The organism is Planktotalea sp., from assembly GCF_018607995.1.
Classification (GTDB): Bacteria; Pseudomonadota; Alphaproteobacteria; order Rhodobacterales; family Rhodobacteraceae; genus Planktotalea.
The window spans coordinates 1-17069 of the sequence record NZ_JABBAL010000029.1; the positions used below are offsets into that span (position 1 = coordinate 1).

Genomic DNA, 17069 nt, shown 5'->3' on the forward strand with positions numbered 1-17069 from the left:
TTTGGGAAGCTTTGAGATCGGATCATCCATTGTGCTCGAGACTATCTCGACACAGCTTACCGGGTGCAAGCTTATCTGTGACGCTTTGGGTGCGCTTCTCGACGAAGTGGTCCTAAAAGCGGTCCCGATAGTGGTCCTGGATTCCGCCAGAAGCAGTTATTAGCAACGATTTCTTGGAGATATAGGGGGTATTTTGGTGCCCAGGAGAGGATACCGAACTCAGAATTTTCTCATGCAACACTAGGGACTTAGGGAGGGGGCTGCAAGGTGAAATGGTCCTGAAAGCGGTCCAGACTTATGTGTCAGATCAGAGTGACGTTTTTGGCTTGCTCCCAAAGCTGGACGGGTTGGCAGGTCTGCTTTCGGCCCAATCCGGCCATTGGCCGAGACTGGTTGCGGCTCTGTGCAGCGTCACCGAACCGGACTTTCGCTGCAGGCGCAACATCTCGCATCTTTCGGATTTAGTTTCTGTGGACAGAGTGTGAATTCGCTGCAGTTGTCCCAAAACCCGCATTTAAGGCAACAACAAATCTACCTACATCGGTGACCCATTACGAAGCTCTTTCTAAAATTCGCCAATCCCCTTTGAAAGATTCTGCGCAATGGTAAATATTCAAAGCGTTTTTATAATCGCGAAAGCCCATGTTTTTGGCATATGTTGGCATGGAAACTGATTTGGTTTTCAATCGCGGAGTGGACTTTGGCGCAGATTGGTGCGGCCAGATCGGAAGGCGTACGGCATATGCAGAAATTGGAAGATTACGACTATATTATCGTGGGGTCTGGGACCGCCGGATCAACTCTGGCAGCGCGGCTGAGTGAAAATCCTGACGTGCGCGTTCTTGTTTTAGAAGCGGGCGGATCAGACAAGCGTTTTTGGTTGAAGCTGCCGGTTGGGTATTTCCGCTCGATCTATAATTCCGACGTGTCTCGGTTGTTCAGAGGGGTGCAAGACGAGGGCATCGCGGGGCGACAAATGGACATCCCGCGTGGCCGCGTCATCGGCGGCTCCAGTTCGATCAATGGCTTGATCTACATCCGCGGGCAAAGACAGGACTTTAATGATTGGGAGGCACTCGGTGCGAAAGGTTGGAGCTACCGCGATGTGCTGCCACACTTTCGCAACATCGAAACCTATGAAGGTGAACCAAACCAATTTCGCGGGGCAACGGGGCCTTTGGGCGTGTCGGATTTACGCAATGGCAACCCGCTTTGCGAGGCCTGGTTGGAAGCAGCGCGACAAACGGGCTTGCCAGATAACCCCGATTTCAATGCCGAAGAGACCTTTGGCGTTGGGCGCTATCAGCTGACTTTGAAAGGCCGCTGGCGCGAGAGTGCTGCGACCGCTTATTTGCACCCCGCCTTGTCTCGACCGAACCTGACTTTGAAAACGCATGCATCTGTTCTTGAGGTTCTGTTCGAGGGCAACACGGCCTCTGGTGTGCAATACACGCAGGGGGGCCAGACCCATTCTGTCTTTGCCGCGCGCGAAGTGATCCTGGCCGCAGGGGCCATTCAATCGCCGCAGCTGTTGCAACTTAGCGGGATCGGTCCTGCGGATGTTCTGAAAGCGCAGGATATTGCAGTGAAAGTCGACGCGCCAGAGGTGGGCGCAAACCTACAAGATCACCTTCAGATGCGCACGATTGTTGAGCTTGTCGATGGCACCCATTCACTGAACACACAGATACGCAATCCGTTCAAAGCAGTGGGGATTGGTTTGGATTGGTTGATGAATGGCCGCGGACCTTTAACAGTTGGTGCTGGCCAAGTTGGCGGCGCGGCGTGCACGAAATACGCTGAAGAGGGCCGCCCGGACGTCCAGCTTTTTGTGATGCCATTGTCCGTCGATAAGCCTGGCGCACCGCTGCACCGCGATCCGGGGTTCACTGTGTCCTATTGGCAGTGTCATCCCAAAAGCAGAGGACGCGTGTCACTGGCATCCTCCGATCCATTGGCGAACCCTTTGATCGAAACCAACTACTTAAGCACTGCTAAGGATCGCGCAGTTATGATCGAGGGGCTCAAAATGGTGCGCGAGATTTACCAACAATCTGCCTTTAAGGATCGCTGGGTGAAAGAGATTGTACCGGGCGCAGAACATGCGTCGGACGATGAAATTCTTGCTGCAATCAGGCAAAAAGCCAGCACTGTTTATCATCCTGTCGGGACATGCCGCATGGGTGATGACGAAACATCTGTGGTCGATCCACAATTGCGCGTGCGCGGTGTAAGTGGGCTACGCGTCGTCGATGCATCGGTGATGCCCAAGATCACCTCAGCCAACACCAATGCCGCGACCTACATGATTGCTGAGAAAGCCGCACAGATGATCCGCGACGATTGATTTACATCGGGCGACGCGCCAGCGAGTATATCTGGCCGGTTGGTCCGCCGATTGGCTGCGACGCCAAATGCAACGCCATCTCAGCAACCTCATCGGGGTGTTTCACACGCTCCCACGCAGGCAATCCCTTTGGCAGGGCTTCGGAACCTTGTGCTAAAAAATCCTCAGGCGATTTCGCGTCAGCCGGACTGGCATTCTGGAACGTTGCAGTAGCGGTTGGCCCAGGGACTAGAGAATTCACATCAATATCCCGTGCCCATAACTCATTGGCAAGCCCGTCTGTCATCATATTCAATGCAGCCTTCGAGACGTGATAAGCACTGCTGTTGGCCCCTGCCGCATAGCCTTTTCCAGAGGTCAGGTTGATGATCTTGCCGCCCTTGCGCATATCCGCGATCAAATGACGGGTAATGAGATACGGCCCGCGCACGTTGACCTCCATTGTTTTCCACCAAAGGTCCGGATCGGACGCTTCAAACGCACCCCGTTCAAGATAGGCCCCTGCGTTGTTAACGATTATATCGACCGCGCCAAATTCCTTCACGACATCTTTGCAGAACGTCTCCGTTTCAGCAGCGTTGCCCAGATCGACAAGCCCAGCGAAACAGCGCCGCCCAAGCGTTGTAATCGCACCTCGAACCTCGCTCAAGTCAGCTTTAGATCGCGCACAAATCGCAATGTCTGCCCCCGCTTTGGCGAAAAGCAACGCAGTTGATTTCCCGATCCCGCGTCCTGCGCCAGTTATAACCGCAATCTTGTTTTCCAGCGCGGGATCAACCATCGCGGCGTGCCTCCAGAGCGCTGAGTGTTGCTGTGATTTCTGCTAAGCCTTCGTCCCAATCAACGGCCGCCTTCGCTGTATAATGCGCCATCGGTAACGCTTGTTGCAGGCAGTCGATGCCATCCCAAAGGCGCGTGTCGCAGATCATGACATAGGGTTGGCCTTTGGTCGCGCGCGCCTCATCAAACGTATCCAGCAACTCAGCCATGTCTGTTCCCGTAATCCGACGGGTCTTGCAGCCAAAGGCCTCAAACTTCTCTGGAACGGGTTCTACCCCCAAGACATCAACAGCACGCCCTGAGGCCTGCATGTCGTTGTTGTCCACGATGAAACATAGGTTATCGAGCTTTTGGTGTGCGGCGAACATGGCTGCCTCCCACACATTGCCTTCCTGCAATTCACCGTCCGAAAACAGGCAGTAGACGCGCTTATCAGACCCCTGCTGGCGCAGCGCCCAGGCCAGACCTGCCGCTTGAGACGGCCCCTGCCCCAGTGATCCAGCAGTGATCTCGAACCCTAACTGACCCTCAATTGGGCTTTGATCCACCTGCGATCCATCCTCGTTATAAGTGCGCAATTGCTCAATCGTATAGTGGCCCGTCTCAGCCAGAGCACCATAGGTCATAATCGCGTCATGCCCGTTAGACAGCACGAAGCGATCGTGAAACCAGCCCTCGCTGTCAGGGCGCATCTCGTCGAAATAGAGCGCAGCAGTAACGTCTGCCAAAGCCACCCCTTGCGCGGCATAGCCACCCCGTTGCCGACAAATCTCCAACACATTACGGCGGATTTTGACGGCGATGATTTCCAGATCAAGGATGCTTTGATTGCGCCTCATTTTGCCACCCCCGCAATGCGGGTTGCCAGTGTTTCAGCGTCCAAACCAAGTTGACCGCGGATAAAATCCATCGTGCCCCCCGGTGCCCAGCGGTTTGGCAGACCAAGCCGCGTGATGCGCGGCCCGCCCCCGATGTCCGAGACGATTTCGCTCGCAAGCGAGCCAAGGCCTGTCACGATCTGATGGTTCTCAATCGTGACAATCTGATTATGCGCGAACGCGAACTCAGCGATTTCACTCTCGTTCACTGGTTTGATCGTGGGCACGTGCAAGACGGAGTGTTCAACGCCACGATCCGTCAAGATATCAGAGGCCTCCAGCGCCCATTGCGTGCCATGCCCTGTCGCGATGATGCCGATGCCTTTGCCCTGTTTCAGTTTATAAGTTTTACCCAGTTCAAAAGTGAACTTCTCAGGGTCGAGAATGCGCGGGGTGTCGCCCCGATGACCGCGAATATAGGTGAGGCCGGGCAGATCGACGGCGGCGTCCAAAGCTGCGCGAAAATCCGTAGAGTCAACCGGGTCAATCACCCTCGCATTGGGAATGGCGCGCACCATGCCGAGGTCCTCGGCAGCTTGATGGTGGATACGCGCGGGGTTGGAGATGCCGGGCGTGAAGCCGATGGCAATATTGGTTGGGCCTGTCTTTTGATTAGTTCCTGGGCCCGAGCCCGTGCCCATACAGATCATCATCTGATCGTAGGCGCGGCGCGTGATGTAGCAAGCAAAACAGGTGGCCACAGGGATCAGCCCACCTTTGGCGACGCCTGCCGCAACAGATAGCAAGTTTTGTTCTGCCATGCCGACATCAAGATGCTGGCGCGGCAATTCATTCTTCACACGTACAACTTGGCAGTACTTACTGAGATCCGCACTCATTATCACGACGTCGTCGCGGCGCGTGCACAGATCATAACTGATGTCGTCAAAGGGCGCAGGGTCAAAACTGCGCGGACCGGTTAGGAGCATAAATACCTCAAGGAACGTGAATGGCGTTGGGGAGCAAAACGTTTTCCAGATGCTCTTTTGCATCCGCGTGCGTCACCCAATCTGGCGGCGGAAAATCTGCGGCCATGTCCCAATCATCGCCCGTTGCTTTCATATGCGCATCAAGCTGCGCATCGAATTGGTCCATCATTGCTGCATGGACGGGGTCATCGACAAGATTGCACTGCTCATCAGGATCGGCACGCTGATCAAACAGATAGGCGCGGTGGTCTTTGCGGCGCATATAGAGCCAATCTTTTGTGCGAATACCCCGCTCTGCATAAGGCGTGTATTCGATGGGATTGCCGCCCGTCTGGCGGAACACCTGATACCAAATTGCGACGCGGTGATCCCTTGAGGCACCATCGAGCGCGGGCAAATAACTTTGACTGTCGCGCCCCTTTGGCATGTCGATGCCTATCAGATCGAACAGCGTCGCCATCATATCAACGCCGACATCGATCATCGCTTCCGAACGGTGCGGTTTGAACCTTGCAGGATAGCGTACAATCAACGGCACATGCATCGCCGCGCGGTAGGCTTGGTTCTTGATACCACAGAACGATCCGTGCTGGCCCAACATGTCGCCATGGTCAGACAGGAAAATCACCATCGTGTCCTCCGCGATACCAAGCGCATCAAGCTGGTTCAGAATACGGCCGAAATTCCAGTCGATATTGTGGATCATCCCGTAGTATTCAGCGATGAACTCACGGATTTCGGCCTCCGTTTCTACTTCCCCCACGGGCTTGGTTTCATGCGAAGCATGGCTCTTATGACCCGACCGAGGATCGCCGCCGCAAAGCACATCCGTGCGGTGCTTTTGCACCTCGGCTTGTAGCGCAGCATCGGGTACGCCCGCCGGCATAAGCACGTCGTCGGGGTCGTAAATACGCCGCAAGTGATCGGGCATATCCATCGGAAAATGTGGCGGGCCGTAGCTAAGATAACCAAAGAAAGGCGCGTCCTTTTTTGCAGCTGCCGCCACAAACTCCATGAACTGATCGGTTTGATAGTCAGGTTCGTAACGCGCAGAGTGGTAAGCTTGGCCTGCGTCATCGTAATAGATTGAGGATTGGTAATCATGGCCCCTGTTGAAGCCGACAAAATGCTCAAAACCAAAACGGCGCTCTGGCGGAACAAATCCGGGTTTTGGCCCGCCTTCTAGATGCCACTTGCCAACGTATCCGGTCTGATAACCAGCGTCTCGCATGTACTCTGCAAGAAACCCTTGATCGCCCCGCAAAGGGAAATGGTTTTGGATCATACCATGCCCTTGCGCGTATTTGCCTGTCAGAACGGAAGCGCGAAACGGGCAACAAATTGGATAGCTGGTGTAGGCTTCCTCAAAATGCACGCCCTCCGCTGACAAGCGGTCGATGTTGGCGGTCTTAACAACACGATTGCCAGAACACCCCATAGCGTCATAGCGCATTTGGTCTGCATAGATGATTAGGATATTCGGTTGCTTAGTCATTTTTTGAACCTCGCCGTAAGCGGTCCCCAAAGGATAGTAAGCGCGAGCGCTGCATAGATCGTCAAGCCGATCGGAGTGTTGAAGAATTCCAAGACAGACCCATCTGCGATGGTGAGCGACTGACGCAAAGCATTCTCTAAAATCGGCCCTAAGACAAATCCGATAGAAAGCGGCGCAATGGAATAGCCCAGCTTGCGCACAACATAGCCGAGGATGCCCGCGCCAAGCAGCACGCCGACATTAAAGAAGGAATTAGAAACAGAGTAAATTCCAACAAAGCTAAGCAATAGAACAGTCGGCACGATCACAGAGGTTGGCACGCGGATCAGTTGCGCGGCAAAGCGGATCGCGATCAAGCCTATGAAAAGCATCAAGATGTTGATCAAAAACAGTCCAATAAAGATCGCATACATCAGATCCGGCTCTTCCGAGAAGAGTTTTGGACCCGGCGTGAGCCCTTGGATCAAAAGTGCCCCCAGCAAGACCGCTGCGGCGGGCGATCCCGGCACGCCGAGCGTCAAGGTTGGCACGAGCGCGCCGCCCACTGTTGCGTTATTCGCGGTCTCTGGCGCGACGATCCCCTCAGGTATGCCCGTGCCGTATTTTTCCGGCTCTTTCGAGCGGCGTTTCGCTTCTGAGTAGGCGAAGAACGCGCCTACAGCAGCCCCTTCGCCGGGGATGATGCCAATGACAGTGCCGATGATCGACGAACGCATAATCACGTCTTTCATACGCACCAAAGTCTTCAAACCGGGGAGCTTGACCTTCAGACTGGCAGCGTCAAAATCGACCCTTTGCGCTGCGCGCTCCGCTCCGATCAACACCTCGGACACCGCAAATAAGCCAACCAAGAATGGGACAAGTGGCAGGCCCTCATAGAAGTGATAATTGCCAAAAGTATACCGCTCAGTCCCGTTCAGCTCATCTAACCCCCAAGTGGTGAGGAATAGCCCGAGCGCACCCATTAGCAACCCTTTCGACAGGCTCTGACCTGCGACACGCACGACAACAACAAGGCCAAAGACAGAGATTGCGAGGTACTCTCGTGGTCCAAATTTAGCAGCTAAATCCGCAAGCAATGGCGCGATCAAAGCCAAACAAACCGCGCTGAACAACCCGCCTATAATGGAACCAGTTAGTGAGAAGCCGAGCGCTTCGCCGCCTCGGCCTGATTTGAACATCTTATGCCCGTCTTGCACTGTCGCAATGGCTGCGCCTGTTCCGGGAATTCCGACCGCAATCGCGGAAATCGATCCGCCGTAAATCGCAGCTGAATAAATCCCAAGCAACAAGACCATTGATGGTACAGGGTCCATGTAGAAGGTGAATGGCAGAGCCAACGCAATCGCGATAGGCGGTCCCAATCCCGGCAAAATCCCGATAATCAGACCGAGGACAATGCCAACAACCAGCAATAGCATTGTTAACGGATCAGCCAGCAATCCTAGGGCTGAAATAAGAGCGGCACTATCAATCATCGTCAATCACAACAGTTGAATACCAAGGCCGTAGATAAAGACGGCCGTGATGAACGCGGTCAACGCAAGGACGGTGATATAAATGAAAAGATTTCGCACACCCATCACAAGCAAGCTGATCGGGCCGAGTAAGACCGCCATCGGAGCAAAACCAAAGTTGCGCCAAATTGCGTAGCAAAGCACCGCGACGGCAAGCATTGAAAGGCCTTGTCGCGCTTCAGTCGCGCTTGCAAAAACGTTCGCTAGTTCTGGTTCACCAGCATGTCCACGCACGAGGTATAGGTATCCAACCCGCCCTGCACAGAGGGCCATCAGTGCCAGCATAAGCTGCGGAAAAAACTTGGAAGGCAATCCAGAGCTCGCCAATAAGCCCGAGGTCACAAACCCTTCAGCGACCCAAGCAAAATATGCACTGGCGATGAGAATTGCGGTGATGAATACAAGGTTGGCTGTTTTTTGGCTGAGCATGGTGATCCTAGTCTCAAAACGCCCCGAGCGAGAGACCTCGCTCGGCGCAATTCGTAATCGGGCATGCTACTTGTGCAGCAGGCCAAGCCCATCGAGGATAGGCGAGTAGAGATCGATGCCGACCTGCAACTCTTTGCCAACAGCTTCGGGGCCTTGAACGAATTTCCAGTCGATGCCGGCTGGCAGGCCTGCAATAAACTCATCCGTACCGACGGCTGCTGATGCAGCAACCAGCTTGTCGATGATCTCTTGTGGCGTGCCGGCTTTCACAGCCCAACCACCACGGACCCACGCGCCAGCTTGCTTGCCCTCAAACGCTTCCCCAACAGTACGCACGCCAGGAAGGTGTTTTTCCATTGCAGGCACACGGTTGTTGTCGAGAATAATCAGCGGGCGAATTTCACCCTCAAACGCATTGATCGTAGCGATTTGACCGACGGCAACGTCAACTTGCCCACCGACCAAACCTGCGATCGATGCAGGAACAGTCTTCAGGGCGAGCGTTTTGAATTCCAAACCGAATTCGCTCGCTAGCTGAACTGCACTCAAATTGGGCGGCGCGCCAAGATTGTTAACGCCAATTGTCAGCTTGTTGGCTTTGGCGCCCTCAAGGAACTCTTCAAACGTGGTGTAGGGGCTGTCCGCGCGCACATAAAGAGCATTCGTCGCAAAAGCGCCCGCCCAGAGCGGAACGAAGTCGTCCATCGGGCTGTAAGGTACAGCGCGGGTCAACGGCACAACCATGAAACTCGGCGGCGCAAATTGGAAAATAGTGTAGCCGTCAGCAGGTGCTTCTTTGACGCTCATGACCGCTGGAATATGAGCACCACCGGGTTTGTTCACTACGTTAACCGGTACGCCTAATTCTTTGCTAAACGTTTCCGCCGCGATCCGTGCGGTGATATCCGCATTGCCACCCGCCTTGAAAGACACAACAACGTTAATCGGTTTTTCTGGCCATTCCGCCAGTGCGGCACCAGCGCTTAGTCCAAGTGCTGCAAAACCCGCGACTACTGTTTTCATCAATTTCATCAAGAAGCCCTCCCCGCTCCGTTCCCAAGCCTTAACGGCCATCAATGGTCTAGATGTACATACCTTTTGAAATATCTAACCAAGAGTCAAGCATTATGCGCGTTGGCATTAGTCAGGCGAAAATTCCATCTCAAACTCAAGCAAGTCACCCGGGTAGAAAAGCGTTGCAGAGTAAATCAGGCTGTCGTCCACATCCATAAACTCACGAACGACCCGGAATACGGCCGAATTCACCTTGATATCAAGCGCCTGGGCCATCGTGAAATCCGCATAGGAAATCGTTACTTTCTGACGCGCTTTTTCCACCGAGATGCCGAGGTCTTTTAGAACAGAAACTACAATTTCTGTCGCAAATCTGTCTGGGGCGCGGTCAAAAATCGCATCGTCTAATCTAATGTTGACCTGACAAAAAGGCTTCGCTGATCGAGCGTGGATGCGGTTCATTACCCTGAAATAGCGCCCATCCTCACCTTTTTCGATGACTGCCTCACCCTGCCGGACAGACACTTCCATCTGATCAACCATTGCGTAGATTTGTGATAGCTCCGCTTGCATTTGCATCGTGTGTCGATCTGGCAATTTGACCGATTTCACGAACGTCCCACGTCCTGAGTGCTTTTCGATCAGACCTTCGTCCTCCAACGCATTCATCGCTTGAACGATTGTCATCCGCGCCACGCCAAGCTTTTCTGTCAAGGCACTCAAGGCTGGCAGTTTGGTCCCCGCTGGCAAATCGCCAGACAGGATTTGATGGCGCAGCACTTCCGCCACTTCTGCATGCAGAGGAACGGCTTGTCGTTTCATCGCCTGAAGATTCATATTGACAATATCCCCCCACTCATAGGTACAAAGGTTTATACCTTTAGAGAATAGCACGGCTTTGCAATGAATGCGAAACACAATGTAAAAGACCTTGAAAGCATTGCCACCCGTTTGCGCTTGCACGTGGTGGATATGGTTGCGCCTTCGGGTCAAGGATATGTGCAGCAGGGCTTAGGTGCGGCGGACATTTTCACCTCACTCTATTTTGCTGAAGCAACGATGGACCCCACCAACCCAGAGTGGCCAGACCGTGATCGCATCTTTCTGACGACAGCCCACAACACTGCCATCTTTTATGCCACGCTGGCGGAACGTGGTTTTTTCCCCGTTGATGATTTGAAAACCTACGTTACCGATGGATCAACGCTAGAAATTAATTCATCTGAGCGTATGGGCCCTTTTGTTGAGGCAACTTGCGGCTCACTTGGTCAGGGACTTTCTGTAGCCATTGGCTGCGCGATCGCCGCCAAACGCCAAGGGCGCGCTAGCAGATTTTACGTGATCGTTGGCGACGGGGAAATGCAAGAAGGCCAGATCTGGGAGGCAGCAATGCTAGCCGGGGCGCGTGGCCTAGATAACCTCTGTTTCATCGTGGATTACAACTTTGTTCAATCAGAAGGTCCCATGGACTTGGTGATGTCGCTCGACCCGTTGATGGACAAGATGGAGAGCTTTGGTTTTGCTTGCCAAGAGGTGGATGGTAACGACCTGAGCGCCCTGCTCTCGGCTTATGACGTGGCGCGCGAGACCAAAGGCAAGCCCAGCTTTATCAAAGCGAATACGCTCATGGGTAAAGGTGTGGAATCACTCGAAGGTCTGATGTTCCACCAACTACGTTTCCCACCGGAGGTAGCGTCCTCTGCCCGTGCAGAACTAGAGGCCCAGCTATGAGCGACACACTCACGCAGCTTGAAGCCGCCGATTTCATCAATCGTTCGTTCAAGCCCTTGCCCCGTTCATATGGAGATGCATTGCTCGCCGCCGCACACAATGATCCCCGCATCGTTGCTCTTTGCGCTGACCTTGTCACCCCCACCGAAACCGACCGCTTTCGTGATGAACTGCCGGACCGGTTCCACAATGTCGGTATTGCCGAGGCCAATATGATTGGGATGGCTGGTGGCATGGCGCGTTCTGGCGAAATTCCGTTCTGCCATTCCTTCTGCGCCTTCATTACCAAACGTGTGCTGGATCAGATCACCATGCAAGCAGCCTACCCTAACCTGCCTGTCAAAATTGTAGGTTTCCTGCCGGGTGTCGCCACCTTGCTTGGAGTGTCGCATCAGGCGATTGAAGACGTCGCCATCATGCGCGCTGTTCCCAACATGGCGATCTTTGAACCTTCCGGGCCAGAGTATCACGCTGCAATGGTTAAACTGGCGCTCGACTGGGACGGACCTGCCTATCTACGTATGAAACGGCCCGAAACCACGCCCGACGCGATTGAGCCTCAGTCCCTTGAAATTGGCAAAGGCGTGATCCGCCGTGAGGGGCGCGATTTAACGATTATCTCAGCAGGGCTATGTGTGAGTGAAGCGTTGCAGGCCGCCCACACCTTAGCCGTCGAAGGGGTTGAGGCGCGCGTGGTCGACATGGCTTCACTCAAACCCATAGATCAGGGGCTGATCTTAGAAAGTGCGGCCAGCACAGGCGCTATCGTCACTGCAGAAAATCACAGCATCATTGGCGGTCTTGGTTCCGCCGTGGCCGAAGTGTTGATGGACAAAGGCGTTGGCCTGCCCTTCAAGCGCGTCGGCATTCAAGATCGCTTTTGCGAAGGCGGCACCACGCCATATCTAATGAACAAATTTGATCTGGACGCTGTCGCAATTGCAAAAGCAGCCCGCGGTGTCATGCAAAAGAAAAAGGGGTAAGCCATGGGCTTTCGATATGAATTTGGCGCAGGCGATGATGCCTTCGAGACCGTCAACCCGGCCAACCCATCCGAGAATGTCGGCCGTTACGGCATCATGTCACCGGACGCGTTGGGCCGTGTCATTGAACAAGCCAATGCGGCCCAAGCCGAATGGGCAAAAGTCCCGGGTTTAGAACGCTCTCAACGCCTTAACGCATTCATTGACGCCGTTGAGGCGCGCGCGGATGAGCTAGCCACCGCTGGAACGCTGGAGCAAGGCAAATTGTTTCGCGAATCGAAAGGCGAAACGATGAAATCCTGCGCTGAGGGGCGGTTTTCCGTCGGGGAAGCAGCGCGGATGGGCGCAATGGCAATCGCTTCGGGGCGGGCTGGTTTTTCAAACCAAATCTTGCGCCGTCCGCGCGGAGTCATCTTTTGCATTTCCCCATGGAATTTCCCGATTTCCACGCCAATGCGCAAAATCTGCCCAGCACTTGCCTTTGGCAATGCCGTGATCATGAAGCCTTCGCAGTTCACACCTGCCGCAAACTTTCTATTGGCGCAGATCGCAGAAGAGTTCTTTCCAAAGAACCTGATCCAAGTCGCCATGGTCTTTGGCCGCACGGCAAGTGACGTCGTCGCCAGCGGCGATGTGCATGGCGTGAGCTTCACCGGATCAGTCCCGACAGGCAAGTTGGTCTATGCCGCTGCCGCGCAAAACCTGATCCCTGTGCAACTGGAATTGGGCGGCAAGAACGGCGCAATTTTGAACGACAGTGACGATCTCGAAAATGCGATCACGCAAATTATGGGCGCAGCCTTTATGACATCTGGCCAGCGCTGCACCGCGATCAGCCGCGTGATTGTGCACAAGGATTTGGCAGCCAAAGCCAAAGATATCTTCGTCGCTAAAGCGGATGCTATGAAGCTAGGGTCCGGCATGGAAGAGAGCACGGATATCGGTCCCTTGTGCAACTTACCGCATTGGAATGACGTGTGCGACGTCACCAAAAAAGCCATTGCGGAAGGGGCCAAACCACTTGCGGGCGGCGAACCTCTAGGTGACCCAAGCGATGGCTATTTCTACAAGCCAACGATTTTGAGTGATGTTGAGCATGACTCAATCGCAGGTCAGCAAGAGATCTTTGGCCCTGTTCTGTCCGTGTTAGAATACGACACGTTTGATCAGGCGATGGAGATGCTGAATGGCACCGAATTTGGTCTGACCTCTTCGCTGTTCTCCAACCGCAACGATCTGATCCAAAGGTTTTTGGCTGAAAGCCAGAACGGCATGATCCACGTCAATCACGGCACTGTGCCTGACAACAACATGCCCTTTGGCGGGATCAAAAATTCCGGCGTGGGCGCTTATTCGGTAGGGCCAACGGCTGTGAACTTCTACACCTCTGAACACTCTGCCTACATCTCGTGGTAGCATGCAGTTCAACCGCGCCATAAAACTCAATAAAATTGAGGTCTTCCCGATCAGGGCACACGGTGGTGTATCCCCGAAAATGGCGCTTGGCTCAATGCCCACGCGCCCTGCCCTTTTGGTGCGGATTGAGGACAGCGCCGGATGCTACGGTTGGGGCGAAGTCTGGGCGAACTTCCCGGCGCGCGCCAATATTCACAAAGCGCATATCATTCAGGACGTTGTTGCGGATCATCTGAAGGATTTCACGTTCAACGATCCCAGAGAGGTACAAGACGCTCTGCGCCACAAACTGTCGGTGTTCTTCTTGCATGTCGGCCAAGTGCAGGTGTTTGAACATATCCTGGCGGGCATCGACACGGCTTTATGGGATTTAGCCTTGCGCAGTGCAGGCGTGTCCTTCGCTGACTTTATGGGCCTGCCCCACGCATCCGCCCAGTCCTATGCAACGTCAATCAACGCCTGCGATCTCGAAAGGCTCATTCCGGAGCATGCAGAACTGGGCCAAACTTACTTCAAACTGAAGATCGGCTTTGAAGAGCATGGAAACTCCGAGATAGTCGCCCGCGCAGCGCAACTGGCGGCAGACGGCGCACGGATCATGGTGGATAGCAACCAATCCTGGACGTTGGATCAAGCGATCGAAACTTTGCAGCAAATCGAAGACTATGCACCCTATTTCGCCGAAGAATCTCTACGGGCTGATGCACCGAAAGCGGAATGGGAAGCATTGGCCAAGACAACCGTGATCCCGCTTGCTGGGGGCGAGAACATTTATGGCATTGATGAATTTATGGCCATGACGAATGTTGGCATGCGTGTTTTGCAACCCGATGTGGCGAAATGGGGCGGCGTTTCGGGCGCGCTGGATCTCGCCAAAGCGGTGCCGGACGACGTTCTGATTTGGCCGCATTTCATGGGCGCGGCCATTGGGCAAATGGCGTCCCTTGCGATCAGTGCTGCGGTGGGGGATGCGTCGTTCTGCGAGATTGATGTCAATGACAACGCGCTCAGGACCGATCTTTGCGGCGATGTCGTTGTGATTAAAAACGGGCGGGTCAGACTGCCGAGCGAGGCGGGGCTTGTCGTTCCACCAAAGCCAGCGGCGCTGAAAGAGTTTGCAGAACAGGGCATTTGACATGAACACAATAGCAAATTGGCTGAATACATTTGCTAAATGCAGCGCGCGCGGAGATGGCGAGGCTGTGTCCAAGCTGTTCATCGAAGGCGGTTTTTGGCGTGACTACCTGCCTTTTGGCTGGACGCTTCAGACGCTTGAAGGTCAATCTGCCATCGCAGATTTCGCTGCCAAATGCGGGCCTGCAGCTGGCTTTCAGAACGCCAAGCCTGAAGATGAAGCGAGTGGAGAAGAAGGTTTCTTTCAGTTCCAAACCAAGGATGGGCCGGGGCGCGGATATATCCGTATGCAGGATGGGCGATGTGCGCAGCTATTTACGATGCTCTGCTCTTTGTCGCCCGCACCCCCGCGAGATGCATCCGATCCGTTTGTTCTGGTGGTTGGTGGCGGTCAGGGCGGGCTTGCTCTTGGCGCGCAACTGTCTGATCTGGGCCTGCCTTACCTTATCGTCGACAAGTACCCAAATGTCGGGGACCAGTGGCGCTCGCGCTATGACAGCCTCGTACTGCACGACCCTGTCTGGTACGATCACATGCCGTTCAAACCGTTCCCCGACGACTGGCCCACCTTCACCCCCAAAGATCAGATGGGCGATTGGCTGGAAGATTACGCCAAAGAGCTGGATCTGAACATTTGGAACAGCACAGAGTTAACGAAAGCGACGTTTCAAGAGGATACCCAAAGTTGGACGGCGGAGCTGACCCGCAATGGGAAAGCGATCACCGTGACACCGACACATATCGTGATGGCGCTTGGCCTTTCCGGTTTCCCGAAGGCTCCAGAGTTTCGTGGAAAAAGTACATTCGAAGGCACGCAGTTTCACTCCAGTGCCTACAAAGACGGCGCGCAGTTCAAAGGCAAGAATGTCATTGTAGTTGGGGCCAATAACTCGGCCCACGATATCGCTTCTGATTTAGTGCGAAACGGGGCAAACCCGACCATGTTGCAACGCTCGTCTTCGCTTGTGGTGCGCCAAGACGATTACTGCGAGAAAATTCTCGGCACGCTCTACTCCGCCGAGGCCGTCGCCAAAGGTATCACCACAGACAAGGCGGACATTCTACAGGCCGCCGTGCCTTTGCGCCTTTTAGAACAACGACATAAACCCCTGTGGGACGGCATTCGCGAAGAGCGCCGCGATTTCTATGCGAATCTAACCGGCGCGGGTTTCAATTTGGATTTTGCAGAGGATGGCACAGGGCTGGGGATGAAATACCGCAGAACCGCTTCGGGGTATTACATTGATGTCGGTGCTGCAGAAATGGTGATGGATGGGCGCATCAAAATACGCTCAGGCCAAGGGGTCAGCCATCTGTCAGCGAGCGCGCTACACTTGGAAAATGGTGATTGCCTAGAAGCCGATGCTATCGTTTACGCGACGGGTTATGGCGGAATGACGGATTGGGTCTCAGCGTTGATAGACCCCGAGACGGCCGAACGTGTGGGCCCTTGTTGGGGGTACGGATCTGGCACGAAAGGGGATCCCGGTCCTTGGATCGGCGAGCTACGCAACATGTGGGTCGAGACTGCTCAAGAAGGTTTGTGGTTTACTGGCGGAAACCTCAGTCAAGCGCGGTATTTCTCACGGCTTTTGGCCCTGCAACTCGCAAAGCGCCTATCCCGATGAACCGTCTTGATGGCAAAGTCGCGATGATCACTGGAGGTGCGCGTGGCATGGGGGCAGCTGAAGCCTCGCTGTTTGCCAAAGCTGGAGCAACTGTCATCATCACGGATATCGACGTAGAGCTTGGTAAAGACGTGGCTGAAAGCGTCGGAGCCTCATGTGAATTCATGCTGCAAGATGTCTCGCAAGAACGCGATTGGGATCGGGTTCTCTCCAAGATCCTTTCAGATCACGGTAGAATCGATGTCCTAGTCAATAACGCGGGCATTTTTGACGTAGTTGGTTTGGAAGAGACGTCCTTGGAGACTTGGGATCGGGTTGTCGCCATCAATCAAACAGGAACCTTCCTCGGTATCCGCAGCGTCATCCCCACTATGAAAACGCAACGAGCCGGCAGTATTATCAACCTGTCTTCGATCGCAGGTTTGGCCGGCACACCTCGCGCGCCTGCATATTCCGCAACGAAGTGGGCCGTTCGGGGTCTCACCAAATCCGCAGCTTTGGAGTTTGCTCCCTTTGGCGTGCGCATCAATTCTGTTCATCCCGGCTTGATCGAAACGCGGATGATGGACGCCTTAGATCAAAGTCCTGAGGAACGAGATGCGCGTGTCCCGCTTGGCAAGCAAGGCACGGTCGAAGAAGTTGCGCGCATGGTGATGTTTCTAGCTTCCGACGACTCGAGCCATTGCTCCGGGCACGAATTCGTCGTCGATGGCGCGTTAAAAGCCTAAGTCCGAACTGTATCCCGTCACGGGCTTTGAGACAGAGCGGCAGTTTTGCTTAGCGAGAGT

At 54.4% G+C, this 17069-nt stretch carries 15 protein-coding genes; 7 read left to right on the forward strand and 8 right to left on the reverse strand.

Going from position 1 to position 17069, the window contains the following annotated elements:
* Positions 1-655: 655 nt before the first annotated feature.
* Positions 656-2347 (forward strand): GMC family oxidoreductase N-terminal domain-containing protein, encoded by a 1692-nt coding sequence (locus QZ280_RS11125; RefSeq protein ID WP_293444082.1) that lies wholly within the window; start codon positions 656-658, stop codon positions 2345-2347.
* 1 nt (position 2348) lies between these two features.
* Here the strand turns inward: QZ280_RS11125 and QZ280_RS11130 are convergent, their stop codons facing one another.
* The 8 genes from QZ280_RS11130 to QZ280_RS11165 form a co-directional block, all read right to left on the reverse strand.
* Positions 2349-3128 (reverse strand): SDR family oxidoreductase, encoded by a 780-nt coding sequence (locus QZ280_RS11130; protein ID WP_293444085.1) that lies wholly within the window; start codon positions 3126-3128, stop codon positions 2349-2351.
* On the reverse strand, positions 3121-3966 hold the full coding sequence (locus QZ280_RS11135; protein WP_293444088.1) for a 1-deoxy-D-xylulose-5-phosphate synthase N-terminal domain-containing protein: 846 nt from the start codon (positions 3964-3966) through the stop codon (positions 3121-3123). Before QZ280_RS11135 ends, QZ280_RS11130 begins: the two co-directional genes overlap by 8 nt.
* Positions 3963-4934: a transketolase C-terminal domain-containing protein gene (locus tag QZ280_RS11140; RefSeq protein ID WP_293444091.1), complete on the reverse strand. Its 972-nt coding sequence runs from the start codon at positions 4932-4934 to the stop codon at positions 3963-3965. The genes QZ280_RS11135 and QZ280_RS11140 overlap by 4 nt, the downstream gene beginning before the upstream one ends.
* 7 nt (positions 4935-4941) lie before the next feature.
* Entirely contained in the window at positions 4942-6429 is a 1488-nt protein-coding gene (locus QZ280_RS11145) for a sulfatase (protein ID WP_293444094.1), read from the reverse strand.
* Positions 6426-7907 carry a tripartite tricarboxylate transporter permease gene (locus tag QZ280_RS11150; RefSeq protein ID WP_293444097.1) on the reverse strand — a complete coding sequence of 494 codons (1482 nt, stop codon included), beginning with the start codon at positions 7905-7907 and terminating at the stop codon, positions 6426-6428. The genes QZ280_RS11145 and QZ280_RS11150 overlap by 4 nt, the downstream gene beginning before the upstream one ends.
* Positions 7908-7913: 6 nt before the next feature.
* Positions 7914-8375, reverse strand: a complete 462-nt coding sequence (locus tag QZ280_RS11155) for a tripartite tricarboxylate transporter TctB family protein (RefSeq protein ID WP_293444100.1) — start codon at positions 8373-8375, stop codon at positions 7914-7916.
* A 66-nt stretch (positions 8376-8441) separates the two neighbouring features.
* Positions 8442-9407 (reverse strand): tripartite tricarboxylate transporter substrate binding protein, encoded by a 966-nt coding sequence (locus tag QZ280_RS11160; protein ID WP_293444103.1) that lies wholly within the window; start codon positions 9405-9407, stop codon positions 8442-8444.
* Positions 9408-9515: 108 nt separating this feature from the next.
* Entirely contained in the window at positions 9516-10226 is a 711-nt protein-coding gene (locus QZ280_RS11165; protein ID WP_293444106.1) for a GntR family transcriptional regulator, read from the reverse strand.
* 66 nt (positions 10227-10292) lie between these two features.
* Here QZ280_RS11165 and QZ280_RS11170 point away from each other — a divergent pair, with 66 nt between their 5' ends.
* The 6 genes from QZ280_RS11170 (at position 10293) to QZ280_RS11195 (ending at position 17009) form a co-directional block, all read left to right on the forward strand.
* Positions 10293-11120, forward strand: coding sequence for a transketolase (locus QZ280_RS11170; RefSeq protein ID WP_293444109.1), 828 nt, complete (start codon positions 10293-10295; stop codon positions 11118-11120).
* Positions 11117-12103 (forward strand): transketolase C-terminal domain-containing protein, encoded by a 987-nt coding sequence (locus QZ280_RS11175; RefSeq protein WP_293444112.1) that lies wholly within the window; start codon positions 11117-11119, stop codon positions 12101-12103. Before QZ280_RS11170 ends, QZ280_RS11175 begins: the two co-directional genes overlap by 4 nt.
* Before the next feature lie 3 nt (positions 12104-12106).
* Complete coding sequence (locus tag QZ280_RS11180) at positions 12107-13519, forward strand: aldehyde dehydrogenase family protein (protein ID WP_293444115.1); 1413 nt, start codon at positions 12107-12109, stop codon at positions 13517-13519.
* 79 nt (positions 13520-13598) lie between these two features.
* Positions 13599-14654: a mandelate racemase/muconate lactonizing enzyme family protein gene (locus QZ280_RS11185; protein WP_293444118.1), complete on the forward strand. Its 1056-nt coding sequence runs from the start codon at positions 13599-13601 to the stop codon at positions 14652-14654.
* Between the two features lies 1 nt (position 14655).
* Positions 14656-16281, forward strand: a complete 1626-nt coding sequence (locus QZ280_RS11190) for an NAD(P)/FAD-dependent oxidoreductase (RefSeq protein ID WP_293444121.1) — start codon at positions 14656-14658, stop codon at positions 16279-16281.
* Complete coding sequence (locus QZ280_RS11195; protein ID WP_293444124.1) at positions 16278-17009, forward strand: glucose 1-dehydrogenase; 732 nt, start codon at positions 16278-16280, stop codon at positions 17007-17009. Before QZ280_RS11190 ends, QZ280_RS11195 begins: the two co-directional genes overlap by 4 nt.
* The last annotated feature ends 60 nt before the right edge of the window (positions 17010-17069 follow it).

Bases quoted from the DNA above. Each gene is read 5' to 3' on its own strand.
- QZ280_RS11125 (WP_293444082.1), top strand. From the start codon at position 656: ATGTTGGCATGGAAACTGATTTGGTTTTCAATCGCGGAGTGGACTTTG.
- QZ280_RS11130 (WP_293444085.1), bottom strand. From the start codon at position 3,128: ATGGTTGATCCCGCGCTGGAAAACAAGATTGCGGTTATAACTGGCGCA.
- QZ280_RS11135 (WP_293444088.1), bottom strand. From the start codon at position 3,966: ATGAGGCGCAATCAAAGCATCCTTGATCTGGAAATCATCGCCGTCAAA.
- QZ280_RS11140 (WP_293444091.1), bottom strand. From the start codon at position 4,934: ATGCTCCTAACCGGTCCGCGCAGTTTTGACCCTGCGCCCTTTGACGAC.
- QZ280_RS11145 (WP_293444094.1), bottom strand. From the start codon at position 6,429: ATGACTAAGCAACCGAATATCCTAATCATCTATGCAGACCAAATGCGC.
- QZ280_RS11150 (WP_293444097.1), bottom strand. From the start codon at position 7,907: ATGATTGATAGTGCCGCTCTTATTTCAGCCCTAGGATTGCTGGCTGAT.
- QZ280_RS11155 (WP_293444100.1), bottom strand. From the start codon at position 8,375: ATGCTCAGCCAAAAAACAGCCAACCTTGTATTCATCACCGCAATTCTC.
- QZ280_RS11160 (WP_293444103.1), bottom strand. From the start codon at position 9,407: ATGAAATTGATGAAAACAGTAGTCGCGGGTTTTGCAGCACTTGGACTA.
- QZ280_RS11165 (WP_293444106.1), bottom strand. From the start codon at position 10,226: ATGAATCTTCAGGCGATGAAACGACAAGCCGTTCCTCTGCATGCAGAA.
- QZ280_RS11170 (WP_293444109.1), top strand. From the start codon at position 10,293: ATGAATGCGAAACACAATGTAAAAGACCTTGAAAGCATTGCCACCCGT.
- QZ280_RS11175 (WP_293444112.1), top strand. From the start codon at position 11,117: ATGAGCGACACACTCACGCAGCTTGAAGCCGCCGATTTCATCAATCGT.
- QZ280_RS11180 (WP_293444115.1), top strand. From the start codon at position 12,107: ATGGGCTTTCGATATGAATTTGGCGCAGGCGATGATGCCTTCGAGACC.
- QZ280_RS11185 (WP_293444118.1), top strand. From the start codon at position 13,599: ATGGCGCTTGGCTCAATGCCCACGCGCCCTGCCCTTTTGGTGCGGATT.
- QZ280_RS11190 (WP_293444121.1), top strand. From the start codon at position 14,656: ATGAACACAATAGCAAATTGGCTGAATACATTTGCTAAATGCAGCGCG.
- QZ280_RS11195 (WP_293444124.1), top strand. From the start codon at position 16,278: ATGAACCGTCTTGATGGCAAAGTCGCGATGATCACTGGAGGTGCGCGT.